Annotated in this window: 10 protein-coding genes; 3 read left to right on the top strand and 7 right to left on the bottom strand. The window is 64.7% G+C overall.

Going from position 1 to position 17,609, the window contains the following annotated elements; all coding sequences use genetic code 11:
- Positions 1-39 precede the first annotated feature (39 nt).
- From U873_RS0123230 to U873_RS0123215, 4 genes are all read right to left on the bottom strand, one after another.
- Positions 40-9,675 carry a hemagglutinin repeat-containing protein gene (locus tag U873_RS0123230; protein ID WP_025130519.1) on the bottom strand — a complete coding sequence of 3,212 codons (9,636 nt, stop codon included), beginning with the start codon at positions 9,673-9,675 and terminating at the stop codon, positions 40-42.
- Between the two features lie 35 nt (positions 9,676-9,710).
- Positions 9,711-11,414, bottom strand: coding sequence for a ShlB/FhaC/HecB family hemolysin secretion/activation protein (locus U873_RS0123225; RefSeq protein WP_025130518.1), 1,704 nt, complete (start codon positions 11,412-11,414; stop codon positions 9,711-9,713).
- 243 nt (positions 11,415-11,657) lie between these two features.
- Positions 11,658-11,957 (bottom strand): PsiF family protein, encoded by a 300-nt coding sequence (locus U873_RS0123220; RefSeq protein WP_025130517.1) that lies wholly within the window; start codon positions 11,955-11,957, stop codon positions 11,658-11,660.
- 71 nt (positions 11,958-12,028) lie between these two features.
- The gene (locus U873_RS0123215; RefSeq protein ID WP_025130516.1) at positions 12,029-12,817 is read right to left on the bottom strand and encodes a helix-turn-helix transcriptional regulator; all 789 of its coding nucleotides are present in this window, start codon (positions 12,815-12,817) and stop codon (positions 12,029-12,031) included.
- A gap of 95 nt (positions 12,818-12,912) precedes the next feature.
- Here U873_RS0123215 and U873_RS0123210 point away from each other — a divergent pair, with 95 nt between their 5' ends.
- Positions 12,913-13,815, top strand: coding sequence for a DMT family transporter (locus tag U873_RS0123210; RefSeq protein WP_025130515.1), 903 nt, complete (start codon positions 12,913-12,915; stop codon positions 13,813-13,815).
- 66 nt (positions 13,816-13,881) lie between these two features.
- Here U873_RS0123210 and U873_RS0123205 read toward each other — a convergent pair whose 3' ends face one another.
- From U873_RS0123205 to U873_RS0123195, 3 genes are all read right to left on the bottom strand, one after another.
- Positions 13,882-14,772 (bottom strand): triacylglycerol lipase, encoded by an 891-nt coding sequence (locus tag U873_RS0123205; RefSeq protein ID WP_025130514.1) that lies wholly within the window; start codon positions 14,770-14,772, stop codon positions 13,882-13,884.
- Between the two features lie 114 nt (positions 14,773-14,886).
- A complete protein-coding gene (locus U873_RS0123200) occupies positions 14,887-15,192 on the bottom strand; it encodes a multidrug efflux SMR transporter (RefSeq protein WP_025130513.1) in 306 nt (101 codons plus the stop codon).
- 10 nt (positions 15,193-15,202) lie between these two features.
- Positions 15,203-15,841, bottom strand: coding sequence for an FMN-dependent NADH-azoreductase (locus U873_RS0123195; protein ID WP_025130512.1), 639 nt, complete (start codon positions 15,839-15,841; stop codon positions 15,203-15,205).
- 125 nt (positions 15,842-15,966) lie between these two features.
- Between U873_RS0123195 and U873_RS0123190 the strand changes: the two genes are divergently transcribed.
- The gene (locus U873_RS0123190; RefSeq protein ID WP_177330303.1) at positions 15,967-16,890 is read left to right on the top strand and encodes a LysR substrate-binding domain-containing protein; all 924 of its coding nucleotides are present in this window, start codon (positions 15,967-15,969) and stop codon (positions 16,888-16,890) included.
- 138 nt (positions 16,891-17,028) lie between these two features.
- Positions 17,029-17,559 (top strand): bacterioferritin, encoded by a 531-nt coding sequence (locus tag U873_RS0123185; protein ID WP_025130510.1) that lies wholly within the window; start codon positions 17,029-17,031, stop codon positions 17,557-17,559.
- Positions 17,560-17,609: the final 50 nt, after the last annotated feature.

Below are 17,609 nucleotides of genomic sequence, written 5' to 3'. Positions count from 1 at the left end.
ACCCACTGGTCAGTACTATCAGCGCGATCCGTGCAGCCTTCATTGCGTGCCCAGTAATTTGTCGTTGCCGTACTGATCGATCAAGGTCGGGACAATGTACTTGTCGCTGCGCTTGAAGGTGTCTTGCAGTTTACTGCCAGCCCCACCACAAATGTCCTTGGCCACACACAGGTAGTTGGAGTGAGGACTGTCCGCGCCCAACAACTTGCCTGAAGTGGCCGCGGCGCCGAAGAATCGGGCAACCGTATCGGACGAGTGCCACGCATTCAGCCCCAGCAAGTCGGACACTGTATCGGTCACCGGCAACGTATTGAAGAGCATGCTCGATGTCGGCCGGTTGACCTGGAAGAACGCCCCTTCACTGATATCGAACCCGGCATTCTTGGCCGCCGCGAAGAAGTCCGTCGAGCCGACGGGCGCGCCCGACAGCTGGATGCTACCCGCATTGCCATTGACGTTGAAATTGAGCCCGGCAATGGCCCGGTAGGTCAGCAAGCCGCCCTGGCTGTGCCCGAAGACATCCAGCTTGTTGCCCTGGTCTATACCGGCGCCGAGGAAGTCGCTGAGCTGCCGTGCGTTCCCCGAACGCACGGCACCGCCGAGCATCACATCCCACAGCGACTCCACCAGGTCGCCCAGCAGGCCGTGTTCCGGGTTGTAGGCCTGCATGAACTGGTCCTGGCCGGTCTGCATGCCGCCATTGACCAGCGCCGCATCCAGCGAGTTCTGAATCCCGTTGGTGAACACCGCACCGTTACCGTCAGGTGTCAGCAGGGTCTTCAGGCCTTCGCGTGTCGCATCCACGTCCATAACCGGCTTGCCGGTTTCCGGGTCGATGAAGACATGGCCGTCTTTATCCTTTTTGTACTGCATCGTCACATGATAGAAGCTCATGTCCCCCGTCAGCAGCGCCGGGACCTGGGTGATGACGCCGCCATGGCTGATGACGCCCGGCATCACTCCGCCGGTGTAGTAGGCCGACTCGTCCATGGCTTTCTGCAAGAGCCCCGGTATCCAGGCCAGGGGCGCCAGTGCCGGGTTGTCTGCCAGTGCCTTGTCCGCTGCCTTGGTCAGATCACCGTATTGGGAAAAAGCCGCCGACGCATTCTTGCCATAGTCCTTGAGCCCCTGGGCCCATTGGTTGAGGGTCTGCACCGGATGGCCCACCGCCTCCAGGGACGATTGGGACACATACAGGTCGGTACGCTTTTCCTTGTCCTTGGTGATTTCATAGGCCTGGGACACATCGCGGTTCAGACCCGCAGTGGAGTCCGCGCCGGTCTTGGCGTCGTTGCGCACGGTGATGGTGCCCGCGCCCACCGTGGCGCGCACTTCCTGCTCACGCTCCTTGCGGTAGTCATAACCACTGACGCTCCAGCCGGAGGCACCGGTCTTGCCCTTGCCTTCCTGGCTCTTGTCGGTGGTGAAGGCCACGTCCTTGCCACCGGTGGCCTTGGCGCCGTCGCCGCCGCCCCAGCCAAAGGTGCCGCCCGCGTTCACGTAGTAGCTGTGCTCCTTGTCCTGGCCGGAGATGTCACGGAAGCCCAGGGTGCCGGTGTCCAGCTTGAGGTTGCCGTTGTCGGCGGCAACCAGCGCGCCATCGAGCTGGGTGTGCTTCTCGGTGCGGATGTCCACGCCGTTCTTGCCGGTGATGCTGGTCTGCTCCTGGACCCAGTTGGTCTTGCCGGTGGTCTTGCCCACGCCCAGGGAACCGCTGACGCTGCCACCACCGCCCAGGCCGATGCTCACGGTGACGCTGGCATCCAGCTCCTTGCCGCTGACCTTGCCGGTGTCCGGCACCGAGGACACGGTCAGGTCGCCGCCAACCCGGCCGACGACTTCGCCGCCACGCAGGGTGGCGCCGGCAATGGTGGTGTCCTTGCCGCTGCTGAAACGCAGCTGGTCACCGGCCACCAGGTTGGCGTTCTGTTGCCGCTGGTTGTCCCGGTCCAGTTGGCCCTTGCCCATGTCGACGCTGGCATAGACCGAGATGAAATCCTTGCCGCCCACCGCCAGGCCCACTTCGCCACCGCCGCTGCGACGGCTGGATTCGCTGCTGGAATCGTTCTGCGCGGCGCGGATGGTCAGGTCATTGCCCGCCCCCAGGTCGATATCGCGCCCGGCATGGACCTGGGTCCCGATCAGGGTCAGGTCGTTGCGCGCCTCAAGGCTGACATCGCGCCCGGCGAGGAACACCGACGGAGTGTTGGTGCCCTGGTTCATCTGCTCGCTGGCCACACCGTTGCTGCCGCCGATACCGGCACGGGCGCTGCCGCCACCGCTCTGGCCGTTGATGCCACCCTGGCTGCGGGCGGTCTTGCTCTCTTCGGAAACCGAGCCGCGGGCCACATCCACATTGATGTCGCGACCCACCAGGGTGATGTCACGCCCGGCGTCGAACTGACCACCGCGAATGTTGATGTCATTGCCGGCCACGGCGCTGATGTCCCGTCCGGCACCAAGGCTGGCAGGGCTGTTGCTGTGCACTTCCTGGCGCGAGCTGCTGGACTGGCTGGCCGTACCGAAGTGGGTCGCGGTGGTCGGGCCCGAGGTGAACTGGTTGATCGCATCCACGGTGCTCAGCACGCTGGACGCCTTGCTGGTGTTGTCCTCACCTTTGCCGGTGCCCTTGAGGGCGTCCATGGTGTTGCCGTAGTTGTGGCTGACGTTGACCGTCAGGCCATTGCGGTCACGGCTCTTGCTGCGCTCCTCGATCGAGGTTTCCTTGCCGGCGTCGATGCTGATATCGCGCCCGGCCTGCAGGTTGATATCGCGCCCGGTGTCCACTCGCGAGCCTTCCAGGGTCAGGTCGCGCCCGGCCTTGATGGTTGCATCCTGCCCGGCCAGCAACTGGCTTGGCGCTACCGTCTGCTCGGCATTGCGCGACTTCTTCTTGAGGCCTTCGCTGCCCAGGAACGCGGTGACGCCGTTGCGATCGCTCTCAAGGGACAGCCCCACATGCTTCTCGGATTTCCAGTTGCTCTGGTCCGAGCTGTTGCTGCCGGCCAGCACGTTGATATCGCGCCCCGCCCCTACGTTGAGGTTGCGCTCGGCCGCCGCGGTGCTGCCGATCATGTTGACGTCGCGGGAGGCTTGCAGAGTGGTGTCACGCCCGCCACTGACCACACTGCCCACGCTCTGGGACTGAGTGTTTTCCTGGCCGGACTTCTTCGCCGAAGCAATCGAAGTGAAGCTGCCGGAGCTGGAGAACCCGACCTTGCTCTTGTACTTGTCGCTCTGGCTGCTGGAGGTGTTGGCGGCGTCCATCAGGTTGATGTCGCCATTCTTGTCGATCATCCCGGCGCGCACTTCGGCATCGCGCTTGGCCTCGATGGAGCTGGCCGAGAGGTTGACGTTGGTCCCGGCGATCACCACCGCGTCGTTGCCGGCGCTGAGCTCGCTGCCCACCTGGGTGGTACTGCTGGAAGTGCGGCTGTTGCCGCTCTTGCTCAGGCCGAAGCTGCCTTTCTTCTTCTGGCTGTAGGCGCTGTCCTGCTGCTCCTGGGCCGAGACCAGGCTGACGTCCCGGGTGGCGCCCACCAGCAGGTCGTTGCCGGCCTTGAGCTGGCTGCCGACCACGGTCACGTCGCGCCCGCCGTTGAGGCTGATGCGGCCGTCCTTGTCCTGGCTGACGTTGACCATCAGGTCGTGCCCGGCGCTGATCTCGGAGGCCACGTTGGTGGTCGAGGAGTCGGCGCTCTGGGTGGTCTTGCTCTTGCCCCAGGAGCCTTTCTTCTTCTGGTAGAAGGTCGAGGACTGCTCGTCCTGGGCCGAGGCGATGACCACATCGCGCTTGGCATTCAGGGACAGGTCGTGGCCGGCATCGACCTTGCTCGCCACCACCGCCAGGTCGCGCCCGGCGTTGAGTTCCAGGTTGCCGCCGGTGGTCACGCTGGAGCCCAGGGTCTGCACCGTGTCGTGGGTCACCAGGCCGCGACGGATCGCGCTCTGGGTGAAGGTGTGATCCTGCACCGCCAGCAAGTCGATGTCGCGACCGGCACTGAGCTTGGCATCACCGGCACTGGCGAGTTGGCCGAGGTTGCTCAGGTCGCGGCCGGCACTGAGGTCCAGCTGCTGGCGCGCGGTGATCTGGCTGCCCTGGTCGAGGATGGTGCGGTTGCCCGAGCCATAGCCCACGGCCACCGCCGTGCGGTCGTTGATGATGTCGCCCTTGATCGAGGTGACGCTGACCTGGTTGCCGCGGATTTCCCCGGCCAGGGCGTTGCGCACGCTGTCCTGGGCCATCAGGCTGACCCGCTCGTTGGCTTCGATCAGGCCGCCCTGGTACAGGCTGCCGCCGGCATTCACGCTCAGGTCGTTGCTGGCGCGCAGGGTGCCGACGTTGCTCAGGTCGCCACCGGCGATCAGGGTCATGTCGCGCCCCTGCACCAGGCTGCCGCCGCGCAGGTTGCGGGTTTCCGCCTGGGCCAGGTACAGCACCGGCACCAGTACCTTCTCGCCCTGCACCTCGCGGGTTTCCATCCACACGATGTCATGGGTCAGCGAAGCCACCTGCGCCGCGGTCAGGGAGACCCCGACACTGAGGTTCAACTGGTCCTTGGAGGCGATGGCGTTGTCCATCAGGTAGCGATACTGGTCGTAGTCGCTGGTCAGCCCGGCGGCCAGGAAGCGCTGGCCGGTCTGGGCCAGCACTGCATCGCGGATCAGCCGGGTCTCATACAGGCCGTCACCCAGGCGGCGCCAGGTCTGGTCGGTGTTGTAGTTGAGGTGGCCGAGCATGTAGTCCGAGCTCATGAAGCGCGACAGGTCGGTGAAGGTCGGGTTGGTCTCGATCAGGTAGCGACCCTGGGGGTTCTGGCTCTTGACGAACAAGCCGTACTCGCCCTGAGGCACGCGGAAGCTCGACAGGGAAGTCGGGTCCACGGCGGCGAAAGGCACGCCGGCGAAGTCCACTGGCACGAAGCTGACCTGGGTCGTGCCGTCGGCGGCGACTTTTTCGATGCGTTGTACATCCTTGGCCACCTGGTTGGCGGCTGCCGAGCTTTGGGCGTTGACCGTGATCACCTGGCCACCCACCTGGGACAGATTGTTCTGCAGCGACTGCCCGGTGAGCTGGGCGCGGCTCTGCTCGTTCTGCACGCCGTTCTCGAGGGTGCCGCTGACCTGCAGGTGCAGGCGCTGGCCGGCCTGCAAGGTGGAGGCGTAGGCGGTCTGGTTTCCCGGTACCAGCACGGTGTGAGTGCCCGGTTGGTAGATCGGGTACTGAGTCACCACGGTTGGCAGCGGGTCCTGCTGGCCCGGCGCGCGATTGGCGTTGTTGGCGTTCCACTGGATCGTGGCCCGCTCGGCGGCCCGGAAGGCCCCCTGGGATACCCCCAGCAGCAGATAGCTGACGGTCTCGATCCGCTGGCCCAGGGTCAGGCCACGGTTGTAGAGATTGTTGGCGGTGATGGAGACATCGCGGTTGGCGGCGATCAGGCTCTGATCGTTTTCCACCGTGTCGGCATTGATGGTCAGGTCACGGTTGGACACCAGGCGCGCGCCAGCGGAGTGCTCGCCCATGGTGCCTTCATAAGTGGTGTTGACGATGTAAGTGGCGGTGTGGTGATCGCCGGAGCAGTCGGTGCAGTTGATCTCGATATTGCGCCGGGTGATGACTTCGCCGACCTGGTACTTGTCCATGGCGTTTTGCAGCGACGCCACGTTGAGGTTCATGTCGCCCTCGCTCTCGATGGTCCCGGAGCGGTTGCTGAGCAGGGCCGCACGGCCGCCGTCGAGGGCGGCGAAGCTGAGGTTGCCGGCGCTGTAGATGTCGCCGTAGCTGTTGGCCAGGCCGTTGGCCCGCAGGAGCATGTCGGCGCCGCTGTAGATCAGGGTGTCGGCCGAGGTGGTGATGCCGTTGCTGGAGCGCAGTTGCATCTGCCCCAGCGCCCCGAGGGTGCCGCGGTTGTTGATCTGCGCCGCCGAGACATTGAGGTTCTGGCTGGCGATCAGCCGCCCCAGGTTGTCCAGGGTGCCGCGCAGGTTGAGTTCGCTGTCACCGCCGCTGGCGATACGTCCGCCATTCTGGTTCAGGTCGGTGGCGCCGACCGTCAGCTTGCCTCGGGACGACAGCAGGCCGCTGTTGTTCAGGTTGCCCCCCAGGTCCAGGGTCAGGTAGCCGTCAGTGGCCAGTTCCCCGGCATTGTTCAGGGTGCTCGCGCCCACTCGCAGGCCCGTGGCGCTGGCGATGCGGTCGCCGGCGCTCAGGTTGAGGTCGCCCCCGGTGCTCAGGTCCAGCGCACCGTTGAGTTGCATCAGCCCGCTGCGATCCACCACCGCCACATCCCAGTCGCCTCGGCCGAGGCCGGTGATCCGTCCCTGGTAGCCGGACAGTGTGCCCAGGTCGAGCTTGAACAGGCCGCCGCCGGCATGTTCGATGCCGCCGCCGATGTTGTTCAGCTGTGCGGCATTCAGGGCAAAGGCGCTGGAGCCCAGGGCCAGGGTGCCGCCCTGGTTGTTGAGGACGCCGCCGAGGCTGATCCGGCTTTGCTCGCCGCCCAACGCACGGACCCGGCCCCCGGCACTGTTGTCGAGGTTGCCGCCCACCAGCAGCAACGAGCCGGCCGACTCCACCAGGCCGCCCTGGTTGTAGAGGTTGGCCGCGACGTTCAAGTCCAGCTGCTGGGCGCTGATTTCACCGCCAAGGCGGTTGTCCAGGGTCTGCCCGGTGCTGCTGAGCAGGCCATTGGTGTAGAGCTTGCCAGCCTGGTTGGTAAGGCGGTCGACCACCAGTTTGAGCGCTCCGGCCTGGCTGCTGATCAGCCCGGCCTTGCCGTTCAGGGCACTGTTATCCACAGCCCCGGCGGTGATCCCCAGGGTCGCGCCCTGGAGGGTGCCGCCACGGTTATCCAGGGTGCCTTGGCCCAGCGCCACTTCGCCGTGGCTGTCCTTGGCCAGGATCAGCCCGGCGGCGTTATTCAGGCCGCCGGCCACCAGGTTCAAGCCATCGCTGCCGGCCAACAGTTGCCCCTGGCGGTTATCCAGGGCCGTGCCCGCCACCTCCAGGCGTTTGCCCTTGAGGGTGCCGCCCTGGTTGTCCAGTTGCCCGCCCCGGGTCACTCGCAGCGCCTGGTCACCGGCGTCGATGACCCCGGCGTTGTTGTTCAGTGCGCCGTGGTTGAGGTTCAGTTCCAGCACTCCCTGGCTGGCCACCACCGCCCCCTTGGTGCTGTTGTCGAGGCCGGCGGCATCGATGCCGATGCTGCGGCCCAGCAGCACGCCGCCGCTGTTGTTCAACTGACCACCGTCGATCTGCAGATGCCCGTCGCTTTGCAGGTGCCCCTGGTTGTTGAGCAGTTGCCCCGGCGCTGTGCCGTCGGCCGTCAAGGTCAACTGCAGGCCATCGCTGCCGGCTGCCAGCAGGCCCGACGCCTGGTTGTCCAGGCGTTGGGTGGTGACGGTCAGCCGATCCGCGGCCAGTTGCCCGCCACGGTTGTCTAGCAGGCCGCTGTTGGTCAGCTGCAGCTGGTTGCCCACCACCACACCGCCCTGGTTGTTCAGGCTGCCCGAAACGATCTGCACGTCGCCCGCCTTGGCCTGCAGGTGGCCCAGGGCGTTGTTCAGGTGCTGCTTGACCGTCAGCGTCAGCTTGCCGGTCTCGGCACTGAGCACCCCGGCCTGGTTCTGGCTGAGGCTGTCGAGGTTGGCGGTCAGTGCGTTGCCGATGACCTGGCCCTGGTTGTTGGCCAGGTCCCGGGCTTCCAGCAGCAGGTTGTTCTTGCCTTGCAGCAGGCCGCCCTGGTTGTCGATGTCTGCGCTGTGCAGTTCCAGGCTGTCGGCGGTGAGGGTGCCGCCCTGGTTGCCGAGCTTGCCGGCGCTGTTGAGGGTCAGTTGCGGGGCGACCAGGGTGCCGCCGCGGTTGTCCACGCTGGCAGCCTTGAGGTTGAGGAGCGAAGTGGCCTGGAGCTTGCCACCGGCATTGATCAGGTCCTGATCGAGGCTCACTTGCAGGGCGCCCTGCTCGGCGCTGATCAGGCCCTTCTGGCTGTTGTCCAGGCGCTTGCCGGTGACCTTGATCTGGTCCGCCAGCAGCTTGCCGCCCTGGTTGAGCAGTTCCCCGCCCTCGGTCTCCAGCAGGGTCTGGGCCTGCAACTGACCGCCGTTGTTGTTCAACTGCTCGCTGACCTTGAAGGTGGCGCGGCCCTGGCTGGATCCGATCAGGCCTTGCTGGTTGTCCAGGCGATCGGCGCGGATCTCCACCTGGTCGGCGATCATCGAACCTTTCTGGTTGCTCACCTCGCGGGCGTTGAGGGTCAGGTCGGCCCCGGCCACTTCAAGGCGTCCGCCGTTGTTGTTGAAGGTGTCGAGGGACAAAGTCGCGGCCTGGCGATCGCCGAAACGGATCAGGCCGTCGAGGTTGGCGATCGCTGGGGTGTTGAGTAGCAGCTCGTTCTGCGCCAGGACCCGGGCCTGCGCGCCCTGGTTGACCAGGCGCGCGGTCTTGACCTCGACCTTGGGCCCCTGGATCACGCCATTCTGGTTGTTCAGGGTCTGGCGTGCGGTCAGTTCCAGGTTGCGGCTGGCCAGTACATTGCCACGGTTCTCCAGATGGTCGGCGGTCAGCTTGACCTCGCCGTGGTCATTGCGGCTGTTGTCGCTGTTGACCCCGGCCTCGATGATGCCGTGGTTGACCACCTGGGCGGCCTCCACCACCCGCACCTGATCACGGGCCGCGAGGCTGGTCTGGACCTTGATCTGCTCCTGGGCCTGCAGCGTCGCGTCGGTACCGGCATAGGCCTTGCCTTGCACGTCGATGCTCTGGGCCTTGATCGCGATCGCCTGGTTGGCGCCCATGTTCGCCACTGTGACCCTGCCGTTGGCATCGATCTGGATGTCGCCGGTGCTGGCGGCCATTTCCCCGGAGACGTTCACGCCGACGCCTTTCTCCGTGCCCACCAGGCGAATCGCCCCGGCGTACATGCCTCCCAGGGCCGAACTGTCGATGGCCAGGGCCGGCTTGGCGCTGGCGTCGTCATCACGGGCAGTGACCGTCAGATCGTCGGCCTTGACGTCGTTGCGTCCGGTAATGACGTTGAGCTTCTTGGCGTAGAGGTTGGCATTGAGCTGGGTGCTGCGGGTGATCAGGTCGAACTGGTCGATATTGCTCGCATTGAGCCCCGCGCCCTCGATGCTGATATCGCCACCATCCACCTGGAAGCGATCGAGCTTCTGCCCCTCGATCACCGGCTTGCCGGTGGTCAGGGTGGCTCGCGGGGTGTTGATGAAGCCACAACCGTTGCAGGTGATGCCATGGGGGTTGGCGACGATCACCCGGGCCGACTGGCCCGCGACTTCGGTAAAGCCCGCCAGCTTGCTGCGGTTGCTGCCGGTGACTTCGTTGAGGATCACCTGGGCCGCCGTGCCCTTGAGATTGGGGTTGCCGAGGATGTAGCCACCCAGCTGGGTGTTCTGGGTGGGGCCGGTGCCATTGTTGAGGATCAGGCCATTGCTGCCGACGTTGTATTCGCTGAATTTGTTATGGGACAGGCCACTGCCGTTGGCCCCGTTGATATTGACCACGGGGACGCCGTTGCCCGCGGCACCAATGCTGGCATTGCCCCCGGCCGCCGGGTCCAGGGTCAGGCCGGCAGCGACGCTGACGATCGGATTGAGCAGCAGGATCCCCGACAGCGACAGGGCAATGCATTGGGCAAAAGGCTTGCGTACGTCCATATGCGAATCATCCATCCAATAACGTTTGAGTCAGGTCAGAAGAACAGGTCTACCCGGAAGTACACCGGATGTTCTCGCCGCTCGATGATTGCCGGTCGCTCCAGGGAGCGCGCGAAACTGACAGACGCGGCCAGGTACTGGCCGCGGGTATTGAGTTCGAAAGCGTTGCCGGTCATCCGGCCCCTGGCGTCATGGTTGTAGCGATCGGCCTTGATCACGCCAACGTCATAGGCGAACGCCATGCCGTATTCCTGGAGGAACGGCTGCAGCACCGGCCAGGTCACCGCACGGCGCCAGCGCAGCTGATTGCGCCAGTAGCCACCGCTGTTGCCGGACAGGCTCTGGTCCTGGAAGCCACGAACCGAATTGAGCCCGCCCAGACTGATCCGCTGGGGGCTGAACAGCACATCCTCACTGCGCTGGCCGGTGGCCAGGCTGTCGAAACTGAAGTTCTCGCCCCACAGCCGCAACGGCTGCAGGTAGCTCAGGGTCAGGCTGTATTTGTTGTAGCGCGACACCGGCTCGCTGCCCTGGGGGTGGCCGCTGGCCTGGGCATCCAGTGCGCCGATGCCTTGTTGCCAGCCAATGTCGGCGTTGACCAGGGCGTTGCCGATGCGGCGTCCGTGATTGAAGCCCAGTTGGGTTTCGGTGATCCGGTTGCTGGAGACATCGATCAGGTTGTCATCGATGTAGTTGCGCGTGCGCAGGTGGCTGAGGCCCAGGCTCATGCCGGTCTTGCTCAGGTTGTCGCGGTGCAGCACCCGTTCGGCGCGCAGTTGCTGGTTCTTGCTCACGCCGTCCATGTCGAACTTGAAGCCCGTGACATCGTTGCGGGTGCGGTAGTAGCTCTGGCTGTAGCTGTAATTGAAGGTCCACCAGCCCCAGGGCAAGCTGTAGTAGAGGCTCTGGTTGTCGGAGTGGCGCCAGCGGTCGCTGACCGCATCCTGGTTGGCCCGCAGGCTCAACTGGTCCGCCAGCCCCAGGGGGCTGTCCCAATCCAGGCCGACGCCCATCTGCTGCTCGCCGGTGCTTTTATCGCCATCGTTGTTGCGCGTCGCCGACACCCGCCACGGCTTCAGACGCTGGCCCTTGAGGCCGACGCGGCTGTCGCCCAGTTTCTCCCCCGGGGCCAGCTCCAACTCGACCTGACGCGAAGGCAGGCGGCTCAGCTGATCCACCAACTGTTCCAGCTCCCGCAGGTTCAGCACCTCGCCGGTGGCCCCGGGAAAGGCCATGGCCAACTCTCGGGAACTGGCCAGGGCCGAGCTGTCCAGGCTTTCCAGGCGGCCCTCGACGATGACGATGATCAACTGCCCCGACGCCAGCTCCTGGGCAGGCAGATAGGCGCGGGTGGTGACGTAGCCCCGTTCCAGGTAGTGGTGGGTAATGGCCTTGAGCAGGGTGTTGATCTGCGCCACCGACAGGCACTGGTCGCGATAGGGCGCCACCAGGCGTTCCTGGTCGGCCGCCGAGAGGTGGTCGGCACCTTTGAGAACCACGGTCTTGATGGTGAAGCAACGCTGCTCGCCAGGTTGCGGAGCAGGTTCGGGGGGCAAGGTCTTGCCCGGCAGTTGCTGCAGTTCGTCGAGGCGCTTTTGCTGTTCTTGCAGCAACTGCTGCTGGCGATCACGGATCAGATCTCGGTCACCCGGCGTCTGCAGCGGCGCGGCGCTGAGGGTCAACGAGCCAGATAAAGCACAAAACGCTACTACAGGCCTGAACCAGCCAAAACGCGACATGCTTTGCATTCCCTTGATTCGCAGACGCCAGTACTAGAGCGGCCGCGCGGTGCATCCCGGCACCTGTTTTCGAAGGGAATCAAGTCTAAATGTAAAATTTATGACATTAAAAAAAGCGACGAATGGCAACTTTCTGACTTATCTCATTGAAATTAAATAACTTTTATGATCCTGAAATCATCAAAACCGATGCAGACCAAGGCCCTGTACCGGCCCGGATACCTTGGCCCCATCGATTCAGGCTCACTTTTTCTTCAGGCAATCACTCATGAACGCCTTGCGCGCATCGCCTTTGAGGGCCTGGGTGGTGGCGGTGGCGTTGCACGATTTCATTCTTTCCTGAGGGGTGGAAGGTGTCGCGGCAGCGGCCGGAGCCGCCTTGAGGCAGGTGCTCATGAAGGCCTTGCGCTCGTCGCCCTTGAGGGTCTTGGCGGTAGCCTCGGCGTTACAGGTGGTCATCTTGTTTTGCTGGGCAGTGGCGGCAAAACCTTGGGAGCAGAGCAGCAGGCCCACCATCAACAAAGGGATACGCAACATCTTCATGGAGTTTTCTCCTGGTCACCGCACCGACGGGCACGGCCTCCTGCGCAGTGTAGACAAAGCCTGTTACACCTTCACCTGTTCTGCAGGCTGGCCCGGCGGTATTGCTCCGGGGTGCAGCCTGCCTGGCGCTGGAACATCGCGATAAACGCCGAGGCGCTGCTGTAGCCCATGTCAAAGGCGATTTCCTGGACGCTGCGTGCACGTTCCAGGGCCTCGATCGCAGCCAGAAAGCGCTGGCGCTGGCGCCACTCGCCGAAGCTCATGCCCAGCTCACGAACGAATTGCCGGGCCAGGGTGCGCTCGCTGACGTGAGCCTGCTGTGCCCAATGCGCCAGGGGCTGACTGTTGCCGGGGTCATCCTGCAGGGCCTGGAGCACCCGGGCCAGGTCAGGGCTGCTGGCGTACGGCAGGTAGCAGGTATGCACCGGCGCCTGGCGCAGTTGATCCAGCAGCACCTGGGCCAGACGCAAGTCGGCCGCGCCCTCGGGAACCTGTACGTCGCGGGCGGCAAAATCCTTGAGGATCGCCTTGAGAATGTCGCTGATGGCCAAGGTACTGCCCTGCTGCGGCAATCCCTGGCAGAGGTCCGGCGCCAGCAGCACTGCGCGGTAGTTGATCGGCTGCGGGGTGTAGAAACTGTGGGCGGTGTACGGCGGTACCCAGATCGCGTATTGCGGCGGCGACATGAAGCGCTGCCCGGCAATTTCCATGTGCATCACGCCATGGGCCGAATACTCCAGGCAGCCCCAGGGATGGCGGTGCTCCAGGGCATGGCTGTGGGCGGCGAAGTCGGCATAGCGGAAGTACACCGGCGCAGGCAGCCCGTGGAAATCCAGGAGATCGATGTGTTTTTTGCTCATGCTGTCCGGATGCAAGGGCGGGTTGTCTGGATCGCAGTATAGGCATTGATCCGGACAGGGGATAATCAGCCCTCATCAACTTTCTGGTTGTTTCCATGCAATACGCTTATCCCCTGCTGGCCATCTTCATCTGGGCCGGCAATACCGTGATCAACAAACTCGCCGTGGGCGCCATCTTTCCCGCGGAGATCGGCTTCTATCGCTGGTTGCTGGCGGGCCTGCTGTTCACCCCTTTCATGCTCAGGCCGGTGATCCGCCACTGGTCGGTGATCCGTCCCAACCTGGGGCGGATCTTCATCCTTGGCGTACTCGGCATGGCGGTGTACCAGAGCCTGGCCTACTACGCCGCGACCCTGACCTCAGCCACCAACATGGGCATCATCCTGTCCCTGATGCCGTTGATGTCCCTGGCCATGGCCATCGCCGCCCTCGGCCAGCGCCTGACTGCCGGAGCCCTGGTGGGCGCGGTGCTGTCCTTCGCCGGCGTGCTGGTGGTGGTGTCTTCCGGCAGCCTGGCCGCCCTGCTGCAGCATGGAGTCAACCTGGGGGACGCGATGATGCTGGTGGCCACCCTGGCCTACGCGATCTACAGCACCCTGTTGAAGAAGTGGCAACTGCGCCTGCCGCCGCTGGTGCTGCTGTACCTGCAGGTGCTGGTGGCGGTACTGGTGCTGCTGCCGTTGTTCCTCGCCTCGCCCAAGGTCGGGCCGAACCTGCAGAACATCCCGCTGGTGCTCTATGCCTGCCTGCTGGCCTCGATGCTCGCGCCCCTGGCCTGGATGCAGGCGGTGGCACGCCTGGGACCAAGCCGGACCACGCTGTTTTTCAATCTGCTGCCACTGATCACGGCGCTGATTGCCGCGGTGGTACTGCATGAGCAACTGGCGTGGTTCCATCTGGTAGGCGGCCTGCTGACCCTGGGTGGGGTCATTCTGTCGGAGCGCTGGACCACAGTCCTGGGCCGCAACCAGTGCGCGGTCGCCAGCTGCAAATCCTGAAGGCTCGGGCCGAGCCCGGCCAATGGCGCGCATCGCTGCACGCCGGCCCTTGGCCCCCGGATCGCCTCAGACACCGGCAGCTTTCAGGCGCCGGGCATGTTCGACAAACAGGCGGATCGGCTCGGCGCCCTTGCCCACCAGCCCCAGGGACTGGTTGACGATATCGAAGTGATCCAGCGGATAGTCGTCGCCGATGACCTGCCCCAGGTGCGAGCTGTAGCGCCCGACCATGCCGTCACACTGCCCGGCCTCGCGGACGAAGGTTCGGGCAAACAGCCGGCAGCTGCGGTTGGTGCCGTCGAACAGGTTGCGGCCACGGTTGGTCTTGCCTGGCTGCAAGGTGCCGGACCAGGAGTAGTAGCGCACCCCGGCGACCTCTTCCGGCCCCTGTCCGCCCCAGGTCTGGGGCAGCCCCTGGGGGTACTGGCGATTGAACAGCGCCACGCCCTCGGTGGTCAGGGACTGGTGCGAGGCATGGATATCCACCGCCAGCTTCGGCCCGCGATAGCCGGTCTCCAACAGTGTCATCAACGCCGAGACGCCACGCAGCACCAGGCTCAGCACTCGCCCCCGCAGGCTATGGGCAGGGGAATGCCGCTGCAGGTAGTCGGCCAGCTCGGAACCGTGGTTGGGGCCTGCCACCGACGTCACCGAGGCGACCCAGTCCGGGCGGCGGGCGGCCGCGTAGCGGGCGGTCAGCGCGCCCTGGCTATGCCCGATCAGGTTGACCTTGTCGGCGCCGGTCTCGGCCATGATCCGCTGGATCTGGACCAGCAGTTGCTCGCCACGCACCTCACTGGAGTTGAGCGGCGAGACCTGCACCGGGAACACCCGGGCCCCGCCCTGGCACAAGGCCGGGACGATACCGTACCAATAGGGGTACAGCAGCAGCCGGACGAAGCCGAGCATGCCAGGCACCAGCACCAGGGGGTAACGCGTGGCAAGCTCTTGGGACATGCAGCGACATCCTTGTGATGACCTCGATGGGCCCAGGCTGAAAACTAGACCATAACCAAGGGCGTCGTCAGTCTCCGTGACACTTTGACGACAGAGCCATGACAGGCCCTCTCCCTACTTGAGTCCGATCACCCCGGCGACAATCAAGCCCACCGACACCAGCTTGACCGGCGTCAGGCTCTCTCCCAGCAGCGCGAACCCCAGCAGCACCGTGCCCAGGGTGCCGATGGCGGTCCAGATCGGGTAGGCCACGCTCACCGGCAATTCGCGCATGGCCAGGGTCAGGAAGTAGATGCCGCCCACCGCAGCCACCACGGTCACCAGGGAAGGCCAGGGCCGGGTGAAACCCTCGGCGTACTTCATGCCCATGGCGAAAGTGACCTCGAAGGCCGCCGCCAACAGCAGAAACAACCAGGCCATGGCGTGCTCCTCAGAAGGTCCGGGCCAGGGCCAGGAGGCGCTCTTGCGCTTGCGCGCAGGACTGCTCGAACCTCTCGGCCACCGACTCTTCGCCCTCGGCGGCAATCACCGTGACGTCCTCGATACCGATGAAGCCCAGGGCCGTGCGCAACCAGCGATCGGCATGGTTGAACGCTTCGAACTCACCTCCCGGACCAAAGCCACCGCCACCGCGACAGGTGACGATCAACACCTTCTTGTCCTGGACCAGGGGCTGATACTGGGCCACGCCGTTGTCCTGCAGGGTGTTGAAGGTCAACCCCAGGCGCACGATGTGATCGACCCAGGCCTTGATCCCGCTGGGCACGCTGAAGTTGTGCATGGGCGCCGAGATCACCAGGCGCTGATGGCCGAGCAACTCCTTCACCAGTTCGTCGCTCAAGGCCAGGTCGGCCTGCATCGACAGCGGTCGCGCTTCAGGCTGTGGATAAAAGGCAGCGGCGATAAACGCCTCGCTGACATGAGGCAGCGAACCTCGGCCGACCTCGCGCCGAGTCAGGCTGCCCGCGGGGTTGGCTGCTTGCCAGGCGTGTAGAAAGGCCTCGGTCAGACGCCGGCTATGGGAACGCTCGCCTCGCGGGCTGCCGTGAATCGCAAGAACTGTACTCATCTGTTTTACTCACTGAGCTGGACTGGAAAGGCCTTGAACTCCGGCCTGCATTCGCGCTAAAGCTAAGAGCTCAGCGACTCGCCAACAAATGAGTAAATATTCATTCGGATGAATTCAGCTCATCCATGGAGCACAGCATGTTTGCCCACCTGCCCCTCACCGCCCTGCGGACCTTTGAATCCGCCGCACGCCTGCTGAGCTTCAAGGCCGCCGCCGAAGACCTAGCGGTAACCCCCACGGCGGTGTCCCATCAGATCCGCAGCCTCGAGCACTGGCTGGGGGTCCCCCTGTTCGAGCGCCTGCCGCGTCAGGTGCGCCTGACCGAGTCCGGCAACCGGCTGTTCCACAGCCTGCATGGCGCGCTGCTGGACGTGGCACAGAGCGTCGATACCCTGCGCCCCAAGCCCAGCAGCACACAGTTGACCGTTTCCACCACGGCCGCCTTCGCCGCCCTGTGGCTGGTACCGCGACTGGGACGTTTCTATGCCCGGCACCCCGGTATCAGCCTGCGCCTGGACACCCGGTGCGAGGTGGTGGACCTGCAACAGGACGCGAGCATCGACCTGGCGATCCGCTACAGCCAGGACGGTTACCTGAACCTCCACGGCCTGTGCCTGTTTGACGAACGCTTTGCCGTCTACGGCTCGCCGCAACAGGTGGCCCTGGCCAGGACCCAGCGGCCGGCCCTGATCAGCGTGCATTGGCGCAACTCCAGTCTCTATGCCGATGGCTGGCAAGCCTGGTGCGCCCAGGCCGGGGAAAACTGGCTCGATGACCGTCCGCTGATCCGCTCCTACGACGAGGAACAGTACGCCCTGCAAGCCGCCATCGCCGGCCAGGGGCTGGTGCTGGCAAGCAACATCCTGGTGTCCCAGAGCGTGGCCAGCGGCCTGCTGCAGGCCTATCGGCCCGAGGTCCTGGTGGACGGCGCCGGCTATAGCGCCCTGTGCGTGCCGGGACGCGAGCGGCACCCGCCGGTGCGGGCATTCTTCCAGTGGCTGCAGGAAGAGTCACTTCTGGCCGGGCATCCGCTGCTGAGCCGCAGTTGAGCTCCGGGCCCGCCAGCGCGCGCCAGCGACCACCGGCCACATTCGATAAAACTTTTTGCCTCGCCCGCCACTCACACCCTAGGTAGCGACCAGGCCAACAGAGCCTGGCGCAATCGGATTAGCCTCCAGGAGATCGAGATGAGCGACAAGCATTTGTCTGATGTAAAAAGCCTGCGCGAACGCGCCCGCCAACACGTGGAAAACGGCGCCGTGACCGAGGGCTACAACGCCGACCGTGAACAGGTGCTGCGCCTGTTAAACGAGTCGCTGGCCACCGAACTGGTCTGTGTCCTGCGCTACAAGCGCCACTACTTCATGGCCAACGGCCTCAAGGCCAGCGTGGCCGCCGACGAGTTCCTCGAGCACGCCACCCAGGAAGCCGAGCACGCCGACAAACTGGCCGAGCGCATCGTCCAGCTCGGCGGCGAGCCGGAGTTCAACCCCGACCTGCTGTCCAAGCACTCCCATGCCCAGTACGTGGCCGGCAACACCCTGAAGGAGATGGTCTACGAAGACCTGGTGGCGGAGCGGATCGCCATCGACAGCTACCGCGAGATCATTCAGTACATCGGTGACAAGGATCCCACCACTCGCCGCTTGTTCGAGGAAATCCTCGCCCAGGAAGAAGAACACGCCGATGACATGGCGGACATCCTCAACGACCTCTAGCAACCACTCCAGGGCCAGTGCGCTTGGCGGCGCACTGGCTTTTTTGTGGC

The sequence above is a fragment of the Pseudomonas sp. PH1b genome (assembly GCF_000633395.1).
Lineage (GTDB): Bacteria > Pseudomonadota > Gammaproteobacteria > Pseudomonadales > Pseudomonadaceae > Aquipseudomonas.
The sequence above is the reverse complement of the archived record's forward strand: the minus strand, read 5'-3'. Positions and strand labels throughout refer to the sequence as shown.